The sequence below is a fragment of the Vreelandella olivaria genome (assembly GCF_023507745.1).
Lineage (GTDB): Bacteria > Pseudomonadota > Gammaproteobacteria > Pseudomonadales > Halomonadaceae > Vreelandella > Vreelandella olivaria_A.
In genome coordinates this window covers 77189-95008 of the sequence record NZ_JALPZO010000008.1, presented here as the reverse complement: position 1 = coordinate 95008, position 17820 = coordinate 77189, and the positions used below count along the sequence as shown (strand labels likewise).

At 54.7% G+C, this 17820-nt stretch carries 18 protein-coding genes; 15 read left to right on the top strand and 3 right to left on the bottom strand.

Translation table 11 applies throughout. The features are described 5' to 3' along the window. The first annotated feature begins 31 nt into the window (after positions 1-31). Complete coding sequence (proB, locus tag HP566_RS00545) at positions 32-1171, top strand: glutamate 5-kinase (RefSeq protein ID WP_249975296.1); 1140 nt, start codon at positions 32-34, stop codon at positions 1169-1171. 7 nt (positions 1172-1178) lie between these two features. Here the strand turns inward: proB and HP566_RS00540 are convergent, their stop codons facing one another. Together HP566_RS00540 and HP566_RS00535 are read right to left on the bottom strand one after the other, a co-directional pair. After that, positions 1179-2174 (bottom strand): DUF1853 family protein, encoded by a 996-nt coding sequence (locus HP566_RS00540; RefSeq protein WP_249975295.1) that lies wholly within the window; start codon positions 2172-2174, stop codon positions 1179-1181. 232 nt (positions 2175-2406) lie between these two features. After that, positions 2407-2883, bottom strand: coding sequence for a PepSY domain-containing protein (locus HP566_RS00535; RefSeq protein ID WP_249975294.1), 477 nt, complete (start codon positions 2881-2883; stop codon positions 2407-2409). Between the two features lie 200 nt (positions 2884-3083). Here HP566_RS00535 and HP566_RS00530 point away from each other — a divergent pair, with 200 nt between their 5' ends. From HP566_RS00530 to HP566_RS00485, 10 genes are all read left to right on the top strand, one after another. Continuing rightward, positions 3084-3401, top strand: coding sequence for a PepSY domain-containing protein (locus HP566_RS00530; RefSeq protein WP_249975352.1), 318 nt, complete (start codon positions 3084-3086; stop codon positions 3399-3401). 38 nt (positions 3402-3439) lie between these two features. Further along, complete coding sequence (locus HP566_RS00525; RefSeq protein ID WP_249975293.1) at positions 3440-4114, top strand: winged helix-turn-helix domain-containing protein; 675 nt, start codon at positions 3440-3442, stop codon at positions 4112-4114. Beyond that, the gene (locus HP566_RS00520) at positions 4111-5466 is read left to right on the top strand and encodes a sensor histidine kinase (RefSeq protein ID WP_249975292.1); all 1356 of its coding nucleotides are present in this window, start codon (positions 4111-4113) and stop codon (positions 5464-5466) included. Before HP566_RS00525 ends, HP566_RS00520 begins: the two co-directional genes overlap by 4 nt. 171 nt (positions 5467-5637) lie before the next feature. Beyond that, positions 5638-6603, top strand: coding sequence for a phosphate/phosphite/phosphonate ABC transporter substrate-binding protein (phnD, locus tag HP566_RS00515; RefSeq protein ID WP_249975291.1), 966 nt, complete (start codon positions 5638-5640; stop codon positions 6601-6603). A gap of 76 nt (positions 6604-6679) precedes the next feature. After that, positions 6680-7543 carry a phosphonate ABC transporter ATP-binding protein gene (phnC, locus tag HP566_RS00510; RefSeq protein ID WP_249975290.1) on the top strand — a complete coding sequence of 288 codons (864 nt, stop codon included), beginning with the start codon at positions 6680-6682 and terminating at the stop codon, positions 7541-7543. Beyond that, positions 7540-8367, top strand: coding sequence for a phosphonate ABC transporter, permease protein PhnE (phnE, locus tag HP566_RS00505; protein ID WP_249975289.1), 828 nt, complete (start codon positions 7540-7542; stop codon positions 8365-8367). The genes phnC and phnE (HP566_RS00505) overlap by 4 nt, the downstream gene beginning before the upstream one ends. A gap of 31 nt (positions 8368-8398) precedes the next feature. Next, a complete protein-coding gene (phnE, locus tag HP566_RS00500; protein ID WP_249975288.1) occupies positions 8399-9214 on the top strand; it encodes a phosphonate ABC transporter, permease protein PhnE in 816 nt (271 codons plus the stop codon). A 27-nt stretch (positions 9215-9241) separates the two neighbouring features. Beyond that, positions 9242-9871, top strand: a complete 630-nt coding sequence (locus HP566_RS00495; protein ID WP_249975287.1) for a histidine phosphatase family protein — start codon at positions 9242-9244, stop codon at positions 9869-9871. A 137-nt stretch (positions 9872-10008) separates the two neighbouring features. Further along, entirely contained in the window at positions 10009-10506 is a 498-nt protein-coding gene (locus HP566_RS00490; protein WP_249975286.1) for a C40 family peptidase, read from the top strand. Between the two features lie 280 nt (positions 10507-10786). Beyond that, positions 10787-12493, top strand: a complete 1707-nt coding sequence (locus HP566_RS00485; protein WP_249975351.1) for a putative bifunctional diguanylate cyclase/phosphodiesterase — start codon at positions 10787-10789, stop codon at positions 12491-12493. Positions 12494-12519: 26 nt separating this feature from the next. On the opposite strand, the gene HP566_RS00480 is transcribed toward HP566_RS00485, so the two are convergent. Then, positions 12520-13125 (bottom strand): putative metalloprotease CJM1_0395 family protein, encoded by a 606-nt coding sequence (locus HP566_RS00480; RefSeq protein WP_249975285.1) that lies wholly within the window; start codon positions 13123-13125, stop codon positions 12520-12522. Between the two features lie 174 nt (positions 13126-13299). Between HP566_RS00480 and HP566_RS00475 the strand changes: the two genes are divergently transcribed. From HP566_RS00475 to HP566_RS00460, 4 genes are all read left to right on the top strand, one after another. Continuing rightward, on the top strand, positions 13300-13527 hold the full coding sequence (locus HP566_RS00475; protein WP_249975284.1) for a DUF2835 family protein: 228 nt from the start codon (positions 13300-13302) through the stop codon (positions 13525-13527). 221 nt (positions 13528-13748) lie between these two features. Further along, positions 13749-14327, top strand: coding sequence for an antibiotic biosynthesis monooxygenase (locus HP566_RS00470; protein WP_249975283.1), 579 nt, complete (start codon positions 13749-13751; stop codon positions 14325-14327). A gap of 200 nt (positions 14328-14527) precedes the next feature. Continuing rightward, positions 14528-15199 (top strand): glutathione S-transferase, encoded by a 672-nt coding sequence (locus HP566_RS00465; protein WP_249975282.1) that lies wholly within the window; start codon positions 14528-14530, stop codon positions 15197-15199. A 17-nt stretch (positions 15200-15216) separates the two neighbouring features. After that, positions 15217-17814 carry an EAL domain-containing protein gene (locus HP566_RS00460; protein ID WP_425348159.1) on the top strand — a complete coding sequence of 866 codons (2598 nt, stop codon included), beginning with the start codon at positions 15217-15219 and terminating at the stop codon, positions 17812-17814. The last annotated feature ends 6 nt before the right edge of the window (positions 17815-17820 follow it).

Below are 17820 nucleotides of genomic sequence, written 5' to 3'. Positions count from 1 at the left end.
GTTTATCAGGATCGCTTAGGAGAATAGCGACGTGGAAAGCAATGAGCAGCTGCCCGGTAGAGAGGTGCTAAGTAACGTCCGCCGGGTAGTGGTGAAAATCGGTAGCGCGCTGCTCACTAACGATGGCCGTGGGCTGGACGAGGGAGCCATTGGCGGTTGGGTGGATCAGATTGCCACCCTGCATCAGCAGGGCAAAGAGGTCGTATTGGTCTCTTCTGGGGCGGTTGCCGCCGGTATGGTGCGTCTGGGGTGGCAGGCGCGTCCCAGCGCCGTTCACCAACTGCAGGCAGCCGCAGCGGTAGGGCAAAATGGACTTACCCAGTGCTATGAGCAACATTTTGCTCGCCACGGCATGCTGACCGCGCAAATTTTGCTAACCCACGATGACCTTTCCAACCGTAAGCGCTACCTCAATGCATTGTCGGCATTGCGTACACTGGTTGAAATGCGCGTCGTGCCCGTCATCAATGAAAATGATACCGTGGTTACCGATGAGATTCGCTTTGGTGATAACGACACCCTGGGGGCACTGGTCGCTAACCTGCTGGAGGCGGATGCACTGCTGCTGCTGACTGACCAGGAGGGGCTCTTTGATGCTGACCCACGGCACAACCCCAATGCCACATTAATTACTGAGGGGCGCGCTGATGATCCACGGCTGGCAGCTGTAGCCGGGAGTGGAGGCGCGCTGGGCCGGGGGGGAATGAGCACCAAGGTGAGAGCCGCGCGGCTTGCAGCACGCTCCGGGGCGGTCACGGTGATTGCCAGTGGCCGACAGCCAGAGGTGATTACCCGCATCATGGCGGGTGAGGCGTTGGGCACTTTGCTACGCCCTGATCAGGCGCCCATTGCTGCGCGTAAGCGTTGGCTGGCAGGTCAGCTACAGGTGCGCGGTACCTTGGTGCTGGATCCGGGGGCGGTCAATGTGCTGCGCGTCAAAGGCTCCAGCCTGCTGGCTGTGGGGGTGCGTGAGGTGCAGGGTAGCTTTAAACGCGGTGATATGGTGCTGTGTGTGGACGAGCAAGGTGCTCGGGTTGCTAAAGGCCTGGTCAACTATGGTGCCGAGGAAGCCCGTCAACTGGTTGGCCAGCCCAGCCATCAGATTGAAGCAATCCTGGGCTATGTGGAAGCCCATGAACTGATTCATCGCGATAATCTGGTGGTGATATAGTACCTGCCTAATGGTTTGCAGGGGGTAGTGGCACCTGGCGTGGCCAGTCATCGGGCACAATGCAGAGCCGCTCCACCAGGCGTTCTCCTGAATGTGCTGTCTGCGGGCTATAGAGCATGACCAGCTGCGGCCTGCGTTGTTGTTGCATCTGACGCCTGATTATTGGCATCAGCTCGCCAGCGGGGTAAAACGCGTCGTTGCGCGGCGGTGCCAACCAGTGGGGCTTTTCCAGCCAGGCCAGCTGTAGCGCCGTGCCTTTTTCAGCAGCCAGCGTTGGCCAATCCCTCATATAACACCACTGACCACGCCGGTGGGCGGCGGTTGCCCCCTCCGGCGGCGGTAGGGCGCCATGCCAGGGGTAAAATAGCACCCCTGGCATGGCGAGCCGCTGGGTGAGCTGCTGTATGGATGTTGGTGAGCCCAAGTCCCTGGGTGCCAGCCAATGGGCTAACGTGGCCAGCGCCAGAGATGTATTGGAAAGTGGCAACTGGTGGTGGCGTAAGTGGCTACATTTTAGCGCCAGGCTGTCCAGCCCGCCGGGGCCAATCCAGCGGCTTTGGCTGGTAGCTGCCCCAGGCCCATCCGGTAACCCCAGGTAGAATTTGATCGCCACTTCCAAATGTATCGGCGCTGGGTTATTCCGGGTTCGGTAGAGCATATCCAACTCACCCAGCGTGTTGCGCTTATAAGTGATGCGCACGTTATGGGCCAGCAGTCGCGTATTGGGTGCATGGCCCAGCAGCAGATGCCACAGCCGCTCATGGTAGTGGCCCATGCGCGTGGCTAACTTACCATCCAGCGCGGTAACCACCGGTGCGAGTTGTGCCAGCCACTTATCCTCTCCTTCGGTTAGCCCAAGCTCCTGGCGCGTTGGCCGCCCTGCGCTGGGAATTGGTCCTGGCAGTTCAACAAGATCAGGTGTCGCCAGTAACCACGCGATGTCACGCAGTACTGCATGCTCCAAATGGTCACTTACGCCTTCGGCAGAGGTAGACGGGGGCACCGGTATCTCCCTATGGGCACAGCCCAGAATGGATAAGTAACGGCTACGCTGTAACACATTACAACGTGAAGCCAGGGGAATCACGACGCAACCACCTATCGACAGGCAGTCTACCGTCAGGAGATAGAGCGTATTGCTGAGGCTATTATGACGCGGGGGCTATTAGGATTGTAGTTGGCAAAAAAGCGGACTCTCCAAAGAGAGTCCGCAGACTAGCTGGATAAACAGGCGGTTAGTCACGATCAATGGAGCTAACCTGATCGGTGCCCTGGCGCAGGCTGATCTCCAGTTCGCGGCCATTGGCATCACGGCCTTCGATATCAATCATGCCGCTTTTATCAATATCGATATCTTCGAACTCTGTCATACCTTCCTGACTGGCGACATTAAGCGCCTGGCGGATATCATCTTCGCTCATGCCCCATGCACCTGTAATTAAACGCTTACGCTCTTCTTTTAAGGTTTCGCCATTATCAATAGAGAATTCAACGTCTGCGTACCACTCATCATCAAGCCAGCCTTCTACTTCGGCGCGGCCACGGCTTTTGATACTGATCTCTTCATACTGGATGAACCCGTAGTCGGAAGCGTGGGTTAATACATCGTCAATCCGGTCCATGGGTAGATAGTCTGCTTGAACGCTACCGGCAGCGGCGGTGAGCAGCAGGGCAGAGGTCGGGATCAACAGCAGTTTTTTCATGGCGTTCATAGCAAATTCCTTCTTCGTAGGGTGAATGGCATTGCGTGGTGAATGTCACTCAGCGAATGCGACAGAGTATTTATAGCACTACTGTTCTGTCTTTAAGCTGACAATGCCGTTCATCTACCGTTCATGTTGCTTTTGGCACTCTTATCGCTATGAAAACGACGACCTGTTCACTTTCACGCTTGTGTTATTGCCACCGCTTTATGCGGCAGCTACTGCTGGGCGCCATACTGGTGACGGTATTGTCAGGAAGTGCGATAGGTGATCAGCCCTGGGAACCGCTGCATGGTGAAGTGAGGCGGGGGGACGTTGTGCCCTTGGAAACGATCCTCGACTGGCTGGAGGAGAACTATCATGGCGATGTGCTGGAGGTGGAAATAGAGCGTGAAAATGGTCTGGTAGAGTACGAAATCAAACTGCTTGGACCACAGGGGCAAGTAGTTGAGTTTGAGTTTGATGGACACAGTGGTCAGTTGATGAAAATCGAGGGGGTACGCATCAACGAGATGCGGCGCCAGTGAACAATACGCTGATAAACTCCGCACTAAGGTGGTAAACCATGAAGTGTTTGCTGGTAGAGGATGACCAGGCGCTTGCCCGTGAGCTAAGCCAGGCGCTACGGGATAGTGATTGGATTGTCGAGCACGCAGAAAATGGGCAGGAAGCTGATTTCCTGGTGCGAACGGAAGCCTACGATACGCTGATACTGGATGTGGGGCTGCCCGACGGCGATGGTACCCGCTGGCTTTCCGCATGGCGTGAGGACGGTATCGATTTGCCTGTGCTGATTTTAACCGCCCGTGAGCGCTGGGCGGATAAGGCGGCGGGCTTTACTGCCGGTGCGGATGACTATGTCACCAAGCCTTTTGAATCGGCGGAGGTGTTGTTTCGGTTGCGTGCCCTGGTGCGCCGCAGCCACGGGCATGCTCATCCGGTATTAAAAGTCGGGGAGTTAAATCTGGATACCCACACCCAGCATGTCACGTTGGCGGGCAGGCCGGTTAGTTTAACCGCCCAGGAAACTCGTCTGCTTAGCTACTTAATGCATGCTGCTCCCCGGGTGGTCAACCGCAGTGAGCTTGCCGAGCATGTTTATGACCGCGACCATGAGCCTGACTCTAATGTTATTGATGTCCAGGTCAGCCGCCTGCGTCGTAAGCTGGGCGCATGGCGGATAGCCACATTACGGGGCCAGGGGTATCGGCTGTTAGCTGACGAGCCCAGTGACCCATGAGCATTATGACCTCATGGAGCGAGCGTTGCTCCGTCAGCGCTCGCCTACTGCTGGCGGCACTGCTTATCGTGCTGTTAGCCCTGCCGGTCGCTGGCTGGCTATTGTCCCATCACTACCGTAGCGCTGCGATACACGCTTTCGATGCGCGTTTGGAAGCAACACTTAACGTTATTATCGCAGGGGTGACCTATGACCCGCTTCTTCAGCAGCTCAGCTACGACCGCGCTCTGGGTGATCCGCGCTTTGAACATGTTTACTCAGGCTGGTATTGGCAAATTACTGATCAAGGCAACCACACGTTAACATCCCGCTCTTTATGGGATCAGCGCCTGCCAGTCACCGAGAGTGAGGCCATCAGTGCCCGTTCTGTGTCCGGGCCAAGAGGTCAGTCGCTTCGCGTGGTTGAGCGTGATATTCACCTGGCGCCGCTGGCATCGCCGTTACATGTCAGTGTTGCCGCCCAAGAGGATGCGCTGCGTGATGATATTCAACAATTTCAGACTGTGCTGTGGCTGGGCTTGCTGGGCCTGGGCGTGCTACTGCTCAGTGTGCTGGCGCTGCAAGTACACTGGGGGCTGGCACCATTGCGCCGCATGAATGCTAATTTGCGTGAGGTGGAGCAGGGCCGGGCAGCACAACTGGATACCCGGCTACCGGGAGAACTGGCGGCACTGGCTATTTCAATGAATGCCGTTCTGGCCCGGGACCAGCGCTTGATCGAACGCGGCCGGCATACGGCGGGTAACCTTGCCCATGCGCTTAAAACGCCTCTAAGCGTTATGCGTCTGCTGGTGAGGCAGTTGCCCAAGGAGAGTCGGGACAACTGGGAGGTGGAGCTTTCCCGGGTCGATAGCGCTGTGCGTCACCATCTGGCGCGGGCATCCGCTGCCGGTGAAGGGGCACGGCTCGCGCCGATTGAACTTCATGAAACCTTATCCGCACTGATTTCCGGGCTGGCGCGTTTGGCTCAGCGGCGCCAGCTTAGCTTGCGTCAAACCTGGGAGAGCGATGTGTATGCCCATATGGATAAACAGGATATCCAGGAGTTGGTGGGCAACCTGCTGGATAACGCACTGCGCTGGGCGGAGCATGATGTGCATATCGCTATTCAGGTCAATGGCCAGACACTCGTTATCAGCGTCAGCGATGATGGCCCTGGGATGACACCAGAGGAGTGTCAGGCAGCAGTGCAGCGAGGCAAGCGGTTGGATGAGCAGCGCTCAGGCAGTGGACTGGGGTTGGCTATCGTCGCTGATCTGGTCACGCTTTATCATGGGCAACTGCGCTTGCAGCGAGCGGGTGCTGGAGGTTTAGAGGTCATTGTGGAGTTGCCTGTTGTGTCGCAGCAGTAGGGGCGCACTTAGCCCTGTGCTATTACAGCGATCAACGTTGATGGGCATTGTAGGCGTGGTGTCACTGATTTGTCACCGACACGTCACTTGGTTGTCATGGGAGTGACCCGCTGCTGTCATGGAGCCTTGGCAGCATGGCTTCATCTATGAACAAACCCGTTTAGGTGAAGCATGCAAACTCTGTCTATCTCCCGTACGTTGATTAGTGTCGTTGTCACCAGCATGTTTGCGCTGACAGCGGTTAGCGCCTCTGCTGACCTTTCATCCCGCTATGTGGATAACGATGGTGATATGGTTGCCGACGTTCCCAGCGACGAGTCCCAGTGGGTAGACCCGGATACGCTCGTGTTTGCTTACACTCCAGTTGAAGATCCCGCCGTTTATGCCGATGTGTGGGCAGGCTTTCTGGACCATCTGAGCGAAGCTACCGGCAAGCGCGTGCAGTTCTTCCCGGTACAGTCGAATGCGGCCCAGCAGGAAGCACTGCGCGCGGGTCGCCTGCACGTTGCCGGCTTCAATACCGGTGGTGTGCCGATTGCGGTTAACTGCGGTGGTTTCCGCCCGTTTGCCATCATGGCCGCTGACGATGGCAGCTACGGCTATGAGATGGAGATCATCACCTACCCGGGTAGCGGTATAGAGAGCATGGAAGACCTGCAGGGTCGCCAGTTGGCCTTTACTTCGGAAACGTCCAACTCGGGCTTCCGCGCACCTTCCGCGCTGCTGCGCTCCGAGTATGGGCTGGAAGCGGGTGAAGATTTCGAGACTGCCTTCTCCGGCTCTCATGACAACTCTATCCTGGGTGTGATCAACAAGGATTACGATGCTGCCGCCATTGCCAATTCCGTGGCTCATCGCATGATTTCCCGTGGTGTGGTCAACGAGGGCGACTACGAGGTGATCTACACCTCTGAAACCTTCCCCACCACGGCCTACGGCACCGCGCATAACCTGACCCCTGAGCTGCAACAGCAGATCCAGGATGCGTTCTTCAGCTACGACTGGGAAGGTAGCGCGTTACAGGCGGAGTTTGAAAATTCAGGTGAAGCGCAGTTCATCCCCATCACCTATGAAGAGCACTGGTCAGTTATCCGCACGATTGCCGATGCCAACGGCGTTACCTACGACTGCGATTAATGCATTAGTAGTTCCATAACCCATCGGCCAGGAGGGCAACCTTCTGGCCGAACCGCTATGTAGATGAGGCACCCCCATGTTGACACTCACTGGCGTTGGTAAGCGTTACCCCACTGGGGATCGTGCGCTTGACGATATACAGCTGTCGCTACCGAAAGGTCAGGTAATGGCGTTGATTGGGCCATCTGGTGCAGGAAAAAGCACGCTGATCCGCTGTGTAAACCGCCTGGTAGAACCTACCCAGGGTAGCATTCGGCTGGAAGGTACGGAGCTGACGACACTGTCCGGCAACCGCCTGCGACATGCCCGCCGCTCCATGGGAATGATCTTCCAGGAGTATGCGCTGGTTGACCGTTTAACCGTGATGGAGAATGTGCTTTCCGGCCAGTTGGGGTATGTCGGGTTCTGGCGCAGTTTTTTACGCCGTTACCCAACAGAGGCTGTTGCTGAAGCATTCCGCTTGCTGGAGCGCGTTGGTTTGCCCCATGCCATTGATAAACGCGCCGATGCCCTCTCCGGGGGGCAGCGTCAGCGGGTGGGGATCGCCCGGGCGCTGTTGCAAAGCCCTAAGCTGTTGCTGGTGGATGAGCCGACGGCCAGCCTTGATCCCAAAACCTCACGGCAGATTATGCGGTTGATTCGTGAGCTGTGCGCCGAGCGTGAGTTGGCGGCCATTATCAATATTCACGATGTGGCACTCGCCCAGCAATTTGCTGACCGAATTGTAGGGCTGCGCGCCGGGCAAATCGTCTTTGATGGCCAGCCCAGCGAATTAACCAGCGATATTCTGACCACTATTTATGGTGAGGAGGAGTGGGATACCAGTCCAGAGCCAGTTGAAGAGGTAGAGAGCATTGAAGAGATTGGTCATCATCATGGTCAGCGCCCCTATGCCACCCCGCGCCCACTAACAGGTCTTGCCAGTGGAGGCGCGCGATGAGCCGTACCGATACGTTGGCGCGTCAGCAGGCTGCGCGCCAGGGACAGTGGCGCAGGCTGCCGCTGATTGAAAGTTCCCGCTTGCGCTGGGCGCTGGTGTTAAGCGGTGTGGTGTATCTGGCATTGGCGCTGGCTTCCGTGGAAGTGAACTGGGCGCGGGTGGCCGAAGGTTCTGGGCGGGCGATCAACTTTCTCGGTGCCTTTATGCAACCGGATTTTGTAAGCCGCCAGAGCGATATTTGGGCAGGCTTACTGGAAAGTCTCACCATGACGCTCACCTCTACGGTGATCGGCGTATTACTCGCCATTCCTGTGGGATTGGGGGCAGCACGCAATATCGCTCCGTTGCCGGTCTATACGGTCTGTCGTGCCATTATTGCCGTGTCGCGCACCTTCCAGGAAATCATTATTGCGATTCTTTTTGTGGTGATGTTCGGCTTTGGGCCGTTTGCAGGGATGATCACGCTCGCGTTTGCCACTATCGGCTTTATGGCCAAGCTTTTGGCGGAGGATATTGAAGACCTCGACTGGAGGCAGGTAGAAGCGGTACGCGCCACCGGAGCGGGATGGTGGCAAACCATGAACCATGCCATTCAGCCACAGGTGATGCCGCGCTTGATCGGGCTTTCCATGTACCGGCTGGATATCAATTTCCGCGAGTCATCGGTGATTGGCATTGTGGGGGCGGGTGGTATTGGCGCAACGCTGAACACTTCACTAAGCCGCTATGAGTATGGCACCTCTGCCGCCATTCTATTGATTATTATCGCTATTGTGCTGTTGAGTGAGTACCTCTCCAGCTATGTACGCCGTTGGACTCAATAAGAGCACACCGCAGGTTATAAGAGGAAATGTGATGCCAGTTTCAACTTCCCCTCAGGGCACACCGCTGTGGCAGCGTCGGACTACGCGTGCCCAGTGGTTGCAGTATGCTGCCTGGATGATGGGTATGAGTCTGTTTCTGCTCTGCTGGAAGGTGATTTCCGACAACACCATGTGGGTGTTTGTGGAAGACGCCGGGCGCCAGGGCAGCGATCTGATTAGCCGCATGTTACCTCCGCGCTGGGAGTACGCCAGTGTACTCTGGAAACCCATGTGGGATACGCTGAATATTGCCACTCTGGGTACTGCACTGGGCATAATGATGGCATTTCCCGTGGCCTTCTTAGCGGCGCGTAATACCACGCCACACCCACTGGTGCGCAGTGTGGCACTGACCATTATTGTCTCATCACGCTCTATCAATTCACTGATTTGGGCCATGCTACTGGTCACGATACTCGGCCCTGGTGTGCTTGCGGGTATTATCGCCATTGCCCTGCGCTCCATTGGTTTTGTGGGCAAGTTGTTATATGAGGCCATTGAAGAGATCCACCCCACCCCGGTAGAAGCCATTAGTGCCACTGGTGCCAGCCGTTTGCAGATAATGAACTACGGTGTGCTGCCCCAGGTGATGCCCGCTTTTGCCGGTATCAGCGTCTACCGCTGGGATATCAATATCCGCGAATCCACGGTGTTGGGGCTGGTGGGGGCGGGCGGAATTGGTTTACAGCTAAATGCCTCCATTAACAGTCTCGCCTGGAACCAGGTTAGCGTTATCTTTGTGATGATTTTTGTAACGGTGCTGGTGTCGGAGTGGGTGTCCGCCCGTGTGCGCCATGCCATTATTTAGTCCGGTTGAGCAGGATAAGGAGTCACCATGCGTTTTCCCAATGCGGAGATCATGACGATTGATATTATGCGCCACGGTGAGCCAGTAGGCGGGCGTATGCTACGGGGAAGTACCGATCATCCGCTCAGCGAAACAGGCTGGCAGCAAGTGACCGATGCGGTGATGAGGCATAGCAAGGATGGTCGACCGCCCTACGAAGCCATTGTGAGTTCTCCATTGCTGCGTTGCCGGGAGTTTGCGCTTTGGCTGGGTGAAGAGTTTGATGTGCCAGTGCAGGTCGAGGATGACCTGGCCGAGCTTCACTTGGGGCGTTGGGAGGGCAAAACCCATGCCCAGGTGTTTGAAGAAGAGAGTGCTGGGCCGATGAGTGCATTTTGGTACAACCCCTCTCAGGCTACTCCACCAAGTGGTGAAACTCTAGCGGCTCTGAATGCACGAGTGAGTGAAGTATGGCAGCAGTTGCTCGCCAATCCACCGGGCAAACACGTGCTGATTATTGCTCACTTGTTTGTATGCAATGCGTTGCTGCGCCAAGTGCTGGAACAACCTCTCCAGAATGGATTGGTAATGGACCTGCCATATGCCGCCATGAGTCGATTACGTCATGAGAAACATGGGCTGGGTGAGAGTACCTTTATTGAGTGGATTGGGCGCTAATACCCAACGGGGAGCCACGTCATCTGGCGATGGACGTTTGATTTCCGGCTACTAGGTCGATGATCCAGTGGCAGGCATGTGATGCTTAAGCCATGATAAAAGGTGCTTTGCCCGCTAATTTATTGGAGCCACCTTACATGACGAGTGCTTATGCCTCTCCACTCACCGGTTTGCTGCGACTGTGCAGCGTAATGGGTCTGCTGCTGTTAGCGGGTTGCGCCGGTAAGGAAATAGTAACTGCTCCCGAGACAGGCCCTCAGGCAGGGGTTTCCATGGAGCGAGCACTTATTCTTTCTCATGCCCAGCAGGCCATTGGTACACCTTACCGCTTTGGTGGTAATTCCCCTGATGGTTTGGATTGCTCCGGTCTGGTGGAAATGACCTATCGCGCGGCAGGTATTCGTGTACCACGCACCACTGATGAGCAGTTTCGCGCGCTACCCTCAACCGATACTCCCCGCCCTGGTGATCTTTTATTCTTCGGCAGCGGCTCCAAAGCCACTCACGTAGGCATCTACCGTGGTAGTCGGCAGATGATTCACGCCCCTGGCAGTGGCCGGGCAGTTGTTAGTGTACCGCTGGATATCGATTACTGGGAACAGCGCTTTCTAGGTGCCGCTGCGCCAGCACCGTAACTCGCTGAAGCAATGTGTTTTAAGGGCCTCTAGCTGTTCAGGGGGCCATGGCTCTGAGCGTTTTTTTTGCTTTTTCTTGATCTTCATCGCGTTGATTAAGCGCTGTTTCTTGTAAAACACCGTGTAGGTGGACGGTGGTAGTATGTCCGCAGAGCCTATATACCGTGATAATAGACGAGGAGAGCAGAGACGCATGTGCACGCCCTTGAATCTGCCTAAGGAGCAGTCTTTGCCTCAGCAAGCCATGCAGGTAGTTCCTTTTCAGCGCAGTGCTGCGGCCATGGCATTGGTCTCAGCACAGTTGGCACCCGCTGAGGCGGTGTTTTGCCATGCCAATGAGGCGATCATCATTACTGACGCTGACAACTGTGTGGTGGATGTTAATCCTGCGTTTTGCGAGCTCACCGGCTTAACCCTGGAGGCTGTGCGTGGTAAGACGCCGGAGGCGTTCAGCGTGTTACCCCTTGATGATGACCGCACGACGCGCCTTATGCGTGATGAGATACAATTGCGTGACCGCAGCAAAAGCCAGGTTAGCTACCGTAGCCACGACGGTAAGTTTTACCCGGGTATGATGTCGATTCACCGTGTTCGTAATGAGCTGGGGCGCGTTGATCACCATGTCATTGTGCTATCTGACCTTTCAACGATTCCTTCCCATGCACGCCATCTGAACCGGGAAGTCTATTTTGATGCCTTAACGGGGCTACCTAACCTGCAACTTCTGACTCAACTGATCCAGGAGTCAATTCAACATGCGGAGACTAAACAGCTACCGCTGGCAATCTGTGCTCTGGATATTGACTATTTTCAGGCGATTAATGAACGTTTAGGCCCCCATATCGGCGATATTTTGCTGTCCACGTTCGCCCAGCGTATTAGCCACTTGCTGTTTGGTGATGATGTTTTGGCACGGGTCGGAGGGGATGAGTTTGTGCTGCTGCTGCACCATGGCGTGGATGAGGGGTTTTTTGAAAAATTACTGGTTTCAATCCGCCAGCCACTGGTGATTGATGGCCAAAGTATCCACCTTACCGCCAGCCTTGGGGTCACTCATTATCCCAGTGACCATGTTCAGGGAGATGTGCTGCTTCGCCATGCTAACCAGGCCATGTACCGTGCCAAGCAGCGAGGGCGGAACACCTACCATTTTTTCGACCCTACCCAGGACCGCCTGTTGCAAGTGCGTCACGAGCAGCGACAGCGTTTTATGGATGCTCTTGATCACGGTGAATTGCGGCTCTTTTATCAACCTCAGGTGAATATGCGCAGCGGTAAAGTGGTGGGCGTGGAAGCACTGATTCGCTGGCAGCACCCTGATGAAGGACTGTTGTCGCCTGGACAATTCCTCTCGATTATCGATGCCACACCGCTGGAAGTTGACCTGGGGGAGTGGGTCATTAAGCAAGCATTGCAACAACTGGTCGAATGGCAAACAATCGGTATTACCCTGCCTGTCAACGTCAATATAAGCCCCGCCCATTTATTGGTTAAAGATTTTAGCCAGCGGTTAGCGGAACTGCTGGCCGGTTATCCCAGGGTGGCTCCTGAAATGCTGAAGCTGGAGGTGCTGGAGAGTGCTGCGATGCATGATGTTGAGGCGGCGCTGAAAAACATGGCACGTTGCCAGGCATTGGGGGTGGGGTTTGCTATTGATGATTTTGGTACGGGATTCTCTTCGCTTACCCACCTGCGTCAGCTGCCCGTCAATCTGATCAAAATCGACCAGAGTTTTGTACGCGATATGCTAAGCGATCAGGACGACATGGCGATTGTGGAAAGTGTCATTTACATGGCCAATCGTTTCAAGCGTTCCATGTTGGCAGAGGGGGTTGAAACCCTTGACCATGCAAAAGCGTTAATGGAGCTGGGCTGCGAGCTTGCTCAGGGCTATGGCATTGCACGTCCTATGCCCGCAGAGGAGCTGCCTGCCTGGCTTGTGCAATGGCCGGAACGCAGTGACTGGCGTCTATTAACAGCGCTATAGCAGCCGGAGGGCAGGCACCGCTCTCGCTAGGCGGCTTCCCCAGGTTCGCTGGTTGCCGCCGGGGAGCTGCGTGCCTGGTTCATCTCGCTCTGTTCACGAGCCGCTTCCAGCTTGGCTTCCAGCAGATATTGTCGTGCCTGGGCCGCAACCTGCAGGTCTTTGGGGGATGGGTCTGCGGGGGCCAGAGCCGCCGCGATGACCGTTTGCATCTTTTCTATCGTGGCGTGGGGGTCGCCGGGTATCGGGCCGTAATCAATCGGTACCTCGCCTGCCACCGCGTAGCGTTTACCGTCTGGGCCAACCTCGTACTCGTAGCTAACGCCACCGGTATAAGGGCCGCCTGCTGTTTGGTGAGCCATCTCATGTTGCCGCACGGCACGGTCTGTTTGTTTCAGCTGCTCTAGTTGCTGTATCTCTTCCGGCGTTAGGGGGGTACCGTCGGGCCGCGTCGGACCCACGGCTGTTTCGCTGGAGACTTCCTCTTCTTCATTCGTCTGACCCGAGTCGCTGGTGTTGATGTCAGTCTGTTCGTCAGGTCTGGAGCGCTCCTGAGTAGTTGTGACGGTGGGCGGTGTTAACCAACCAATAGCCGCAGGGGATGCGGAAAGCGCATTAAGTGAAGTGATATCCATAAGCAGTTACCGGGGCATAGGGCTGTTCAGTTAGTATTGAGTATCAGCGAGCTAATCCAGATGCGCAATTTTTACTGGCCACTTTAACTAAGAACGCCTTTAATAAACACTACTCTATGCATAAATACTCTATTACTATCCTCTCAATTAAGTGTGATGCTATTAAGAGTGTTTATGCCTTCTATTGATGTTGTCATTCATCTCTCTCAAAGCGAGTGCCTGGCGCATTATGCAGGCCACTACTCGACTGTACGCACGCGCAGTGTAGATGGTCGCTGGGTGGTTTTTCCTGCTGAGGCACTACGACGAGTGGTGGGGCGAGACGGGGTACATGGTATTTTCCGCCTGGAGTTTTCGGACCAGGGCCGCTTTATCAGTATTCAGCCTCAATCCAGCAGGTGAAGTGGTGAGTGGCATATTAAATGCACCAACATGAAGCGCTAACACGTGCGGAGTAGTTGCTGGTGATTTAGATGCTGCCAGAAAGCCGCAAAATGGCTCATTTATCTACCTAATGGCATCAACATTGCTTGTATAATGTGGCACACGCTTCGGGCTTACCCGCCCAATAGTAAACAGCACGCCTATCCGGCAAACGCTGTCGATATATTAGGAGATATACCATGTCTGCCTCACCTGTCACATTAATGGTGGCCCGCCGTGTGGCGAATGGCCGCTATCAGGATTTCAATGGCTGGTTGAATGAAGGTCGCGAACTGGCGGCTGATTTCCCCGGTTATCTTGGGTCGGGTGTTCTTGCGCCACCCCAAAATGATGATGAATATCAGATTATCTTCCGCTTTAGCAGCAGCGATACGCTCCATGCCTGGGAGCATTCGGCATCACGCAATGCGTGGCTGCAGCGGGGGAAAGGGCTATATGACGCTCCCCATGAGCATCGTGCCACAGGGCTGGATACCTGGTTTCAGGTTAGTCCAGGGGCGACTCCCCCGCGTTGGAAGCAGGCGGTCGCCGTGTGGCTGGCATTTTTTCCCATCTCGCTTATGTTTCAATGGATCTTCGGTGGAGTCCTGGCGGATTGGGCATTAATCCCCAAGGTGCTGACCAGTACCTTGATGCTGACGCCGGTAATGGTGTTTGTGTTCATTCCTCTCTCCATGCGCATACTTGCGCCCTGGCTACAGGGTAAATGGTCCCCGTTGGATCTGTTGGCGAAAAGGCGACACGAGCACCGACTGTAAAGGGGCACAAGGCGTACGCAACAGCCGAGTGTGGAAACGCTTGCTTAAAACGTGCAACCCAATGCTTTTTTTAAAAAAAGTATTGGAGCACTCCTCCATAGGGCGCAATACTGCAATAGTGCTAAGCTGAATGTGCTAGCAGTAAAGGATAGCTTTCGCTGGTCTTTCGCCAGTGTGCCAAGTCGCCCCATGGAGTATCTATGATCCACGTTCATCATCTGGAAAAATCGCGCTCGCACCGCATTTTATGGCTGCTTGAAACGCTGGGGGTTGAGTACGAAGTCCAGGTATATCAGCGTGATAATAAAACTCAACTGGCGCCTGATGCCCTGAAAAGGGTTCATCCGCTAGGCAAGTCTCCTGTCATTACCGATGGTGAGCTGACCATAGCAGAGTCAGGAGCCATCATTGATTACCTCATCAACCGTTATGGTGATGGGCGTATGCAGCCCTCTCCAGATGATCTTAATGAGTGGGTGGATTATCGATACTGGCTGCATTATGCCGAGGGCTCGTTAATGCCACTCTTGGTAATGGGGTTGGTATTTAGTCAGATTCCCAAGCAATCTCCCTGGTTTATTAAGCCCCTGACCAAGGGGATCAGCTCAACAGTGCGTCAGCGCGTTATTCAGCCCCAGGTAAATCAGCATCTGGGTTTTATTGAGTCACATTTAAGTAAAAGGGCTAATTTTGCAGGTCATTGGCCCAGTGGCGCTGATATCCAGATGAGCTTTCCTCTCCAGGCGGTGGCGGCTACCCAGCGGTTGGAAAAATACCCAGGTATTGCTGCGTTTATTGAGCGTATTGAAAGTGATCCGGCATGGCAGCAGGTGGTTGAGCGAGCCGGCCCCTTAACGATGCCCGGTGAGTAGGGCCTGCTATGTCGTGCATGTTGGGCACGCTCGGCATCCGTTTACTGCCTGTTCGTCGTGCAGCATTACGTTCGTCTTTTCGCTGGTTCGCCGGAACAATACTGCTTGGTGCCTGGCTATGGGCACCTGTCTCATTGGCCAGTGAAACGTTGCTGGTCGGGGTCTATCACAATCCACCTAAGCTGTTCGCGGATGAGCATGGCAGGTTACGAGGCATTCTGGGCGAGTTGCTAACGGTCATTGCGGATGAGGAACAGTGGCATTTAGAGAGCCTGCCATGTGAGTTTCAGCACTGCTTGGCGTTATTAGAGCAAGGGGAGATTGACCTGCTGCCAGACGTTGCCTGGAGTGAAGAGCGTGCCCAGCGGGTTGCATTCCATCGCGAGCCGGTGATGCACAGTTGGTCCCAGCTTTATCAGCGCGATGACATGAATGTTGAAGCGATCCTTGACCTTGAGCAGATGCGGGTTGCGGTTGTGAAGGGGACGGTGCAGCAGGACTATTTGGCAGCCGTTACCGAGCGCTTTGATATTTCAGTAACCTGGGTGCTGGTGAACAGCTTCTCAGAGGGTTTTCAGGCGGTTAATAATGGCGAAGCAGATCTTATGACATCTAATCACCTGTTTGGTGAGTGGCGTGCCCGCGATTATGGCCTGCGTGAAACCCCCGTTATTTTTCAGCCGATCCGGCTTTTTTATGCCGCTTCACCACAGCTTTCTGAAAATGTTCTGGATCGTATAGATACGATTATCAGGGAGTGGAAACGGGATGCAGATTCGATTTATTTCGATATCTTGCGTGCCTGGCGAGCCCAGCCCCTCTCAGTCCCGCTAAGCGCCACTTGGGTATGGTGGAGCGTGGGGTTGCTGACGCTTTTACTCATACTGGCGCTGGGTGGCAATGTGCTGCTAAAGCGCAGGGTCAACCTTAATAAGGAACAGCTATCCACCAATGAGACTTTGTTAGCCACTATTCTGGATAGCGTGGATGCGCATGTTTATATCAAATCGCCCACCCTGGAATATCGCTATGTTAATCGTCAGCTCAGTGAACTATTTGGCCTGTCGGTTGATGAAATTATCGGTAAACGTGATGAGGCATTTTTCGACTCTGCCAGTGCTGCAGAAATAAGCCAGGTTGATCGGGAAGTCTTGTCAACGGGCCAGAAAATAACCGTCGAAGAGCACAACGTATTGCAGGGCGACGAACGGGTGAGAACGTTTTTGTCCATTAAAATGCCGCTTGTAATGGGTAAGGAGAAAACCCCTAGCTTATGCGGTATTTCAACCGAACTGACGGACTATCTGGAGATGCAGTCGCGCACGTATCACCTGGCCTTTTATGATGCGTTAACAGGGTTGCCCAATCGCCGTTTGCTGATGGAGTCCTTGGTGACAGTGGCTGAACAGAAGGATAGTGAGCGCACGTTCAGCGCCGTTTTAATTATTGACTTGGATAACTTCAGCCTGGTCAACGATATCCAGGGCCATGAGAGCGGTGACCAATTACTGATCAATGTGGCGCAGCAGTTGCAGCAGTGCATCTCCAAAGAGGCCATTGTTGCGCGCTTCAGTAGCGATGAGTTTGTCGTATTACTGAATGTGTTAGGTGAGCAGCAGAGCGAGGCAGCCCTGTGTGCTGAACGAGTCGCCCGTCAGTTGCTTGAAACGGTTTCCCTTTTACGTAATGACCGAGCCTTGCCAATCAGTGCCAGTATCGGTGTGGCACTATTTGACGGCACTGGCCATAGTATGAACAGTGTGTTGCAGCAGGCCGATATGGCGCTTCAGCATGCCAAAGCAGCGGGTGGTAATACGCTGCGCTTCTTTAACATGGATATGCAAACCAGTGTTTTGGAGCGGGCAAATTTGGAAGGCGATCTGCATCAGGCGCTGGCGCGTAATGAGTTGGCGTTACACTATCAAGTGCAGGTGGATCACCAAGGCGTGACGGTTGGCGTAGAGGCCCTACTACGCTGGTACCATCCTCAGCGTGGCTGGGTACCACCCAGTACCTTTATTCCCCTTGCTGAAGAGAATGGTCTGATTGTGCCGATCGGCTATTGGGTGCTTCAATCCGCCTGTGGGCAGTTGGCGAAGTGGGTAAATCAGCCAGCCTACTCATCGCTGACGATTTCAGTGAACGTTAGCTCGGTGCAGTTTCAGCAACCAGAGTTCGTGCGTGATTTAGAAGGGCTGTTAGCCCAAACCCAGGCACCACCGGGGCGTCTGGTTCTGGAGGTGACGGAAAGTTTGCTAATGCGTGAGCCAACAAGGGTGCGTAATACCATGCTCAAATTGCGTGCCCAGGGTATTCGCTTTGCACTGGATGACTTTGGAACAGGCTATTCATCGCTCAGTTATTTGAAGCGGTTGCCCCTGGATGAGCTGAAAATTGATCAATCGTTTATTCGTGAACTGCTGACCGATAAAACCGATGCTGCCATAGTGGATACAACGATCCTACTGGCAGTGAGTCTGGGCTTAACCGTGGTGGCGGAGGGAGTAGAGAAAAAAGAGCAGCTGGATTGGCTGAAAGGCCATGGTTGTTACCGTTATCAGGGGTATTTGTTTGGCAGGCCAACGCCGATTGAATACTTGTTTGAAGCTTATTAACCACCG

Excerpts from the sequence above, each read along its gene's own strand:
- HP566_RS00535 (WP_249975294.1), bottom strand. The coding sequence starts at position 2,883 with ATGAACGCCATGAAAAAACTGCTGTTGATCCCGACCTCTGCCCTGCTG.
- HP566_RS00530 (WP_249975352.1), top strand. The coding sequence starts at position 3,084 with ATGCGGCAGCTACTGCTGGGCGCCATACTGGTGACGGTATTGTCAGGA.
- HP566_RS00525 (WP_249975293.1), top strand. The coding sequence starts at position 3,440 with ATGAAGTGTTTGCTGGTAGAGGATGACCAGGCGCTTGCCCGTGAGCTA.
- HP566_RS00520 (WP_249975292.1), top strand. The coding sequence starts at position 4,111 with ATGAGCATTATGACCTCATGGAGCGAGCGTTGCTCCGTCAGCGCTCGC.
- phnD (WP_249975291.1), top strand. The coding sequence starts at position 5,638 with ATGCAAACTCTGTCTATCTCCCGTACGTTGATTAGTGTCGTTGTCACC.
- phnC (WP_249975290.1), top strand. The coding sequence starts at position 6,680 with ATGTTGACACTCACTGGCGTTGGTAAGCGTTACCCCACTGGGGATCGT.
- phnE (WP_249975289.1), top strand. The coding sequence starts at position 7,540 with ATGAGCCGTACCGATACGTTGGCGCGTCAGCAGGCTGCGCGCCAGGGA.
- phnE (WP_249975288.1), top strand. The coding sequence starts at position 8,399 with ATGCCAGTTTCAACTTCCCCTCAGGGCACACCGCTGTGGCAGCGTCGG.
- HP566_RS00495 (WP_249975287.1), top strand. The coding sequence starts at position 9,242 with ATGCGTTTTCCCAATGCGGAGATCATGACGATTGATATTATGCGCCAC.
- HP566_RS00490 (WP_249975286.1), top strand. The coding sequence starts at position 10,009 with ATGACGAGTGCTTATGCCTCTCCACTCACCGGTTTGCTGCGACTGTGC.
- HP566_RS00485 (WP_249975351.1), top strand. The coding sequence starts at position 10,787 with ATGGCATTGGTCTCAGCACAGTTGGCACCCGCTGAGGCGGTGTTTTGC.
- HP566_RS00480 (WP_249975285.1), bottom strand. The coding sequence starts at position 13,125 with ATGGATATCACTTCACTTAATGCGCTTTCCGCATCCCCTGCGGCTATT.
- HP566_RS00475 (WP_249975284.1), top strand. The coding sequence starts at position 13,300 with ATGCCTTCTATTGATGTTGTCATTCATCTCTCTCAAAGCGAGTGCCTG.
- HP566_RS00470 (WP_249975283.1), top strand. The coding sequence starts at position 13,749 with ATGTCTGCCTCACCTGTCACATTAATGGTGGCCCGCCGTGTGGCGAAT.
- HP566_RS00465 (WP_249975282.1), top strand. The coding sequence starts at position 14,528 with ATGATCCACGTTCATCATCTGGAAAAATCGCGCTCGCACCGCATTTTA.
- HP566_RS00460 (WP_425348159.1), top strand. The coding sequence starts at position 15,217 with ATGTTGGGCACGCTCGGCATCCGTTTACTGCCTGTTCGTCGTGCAGCA.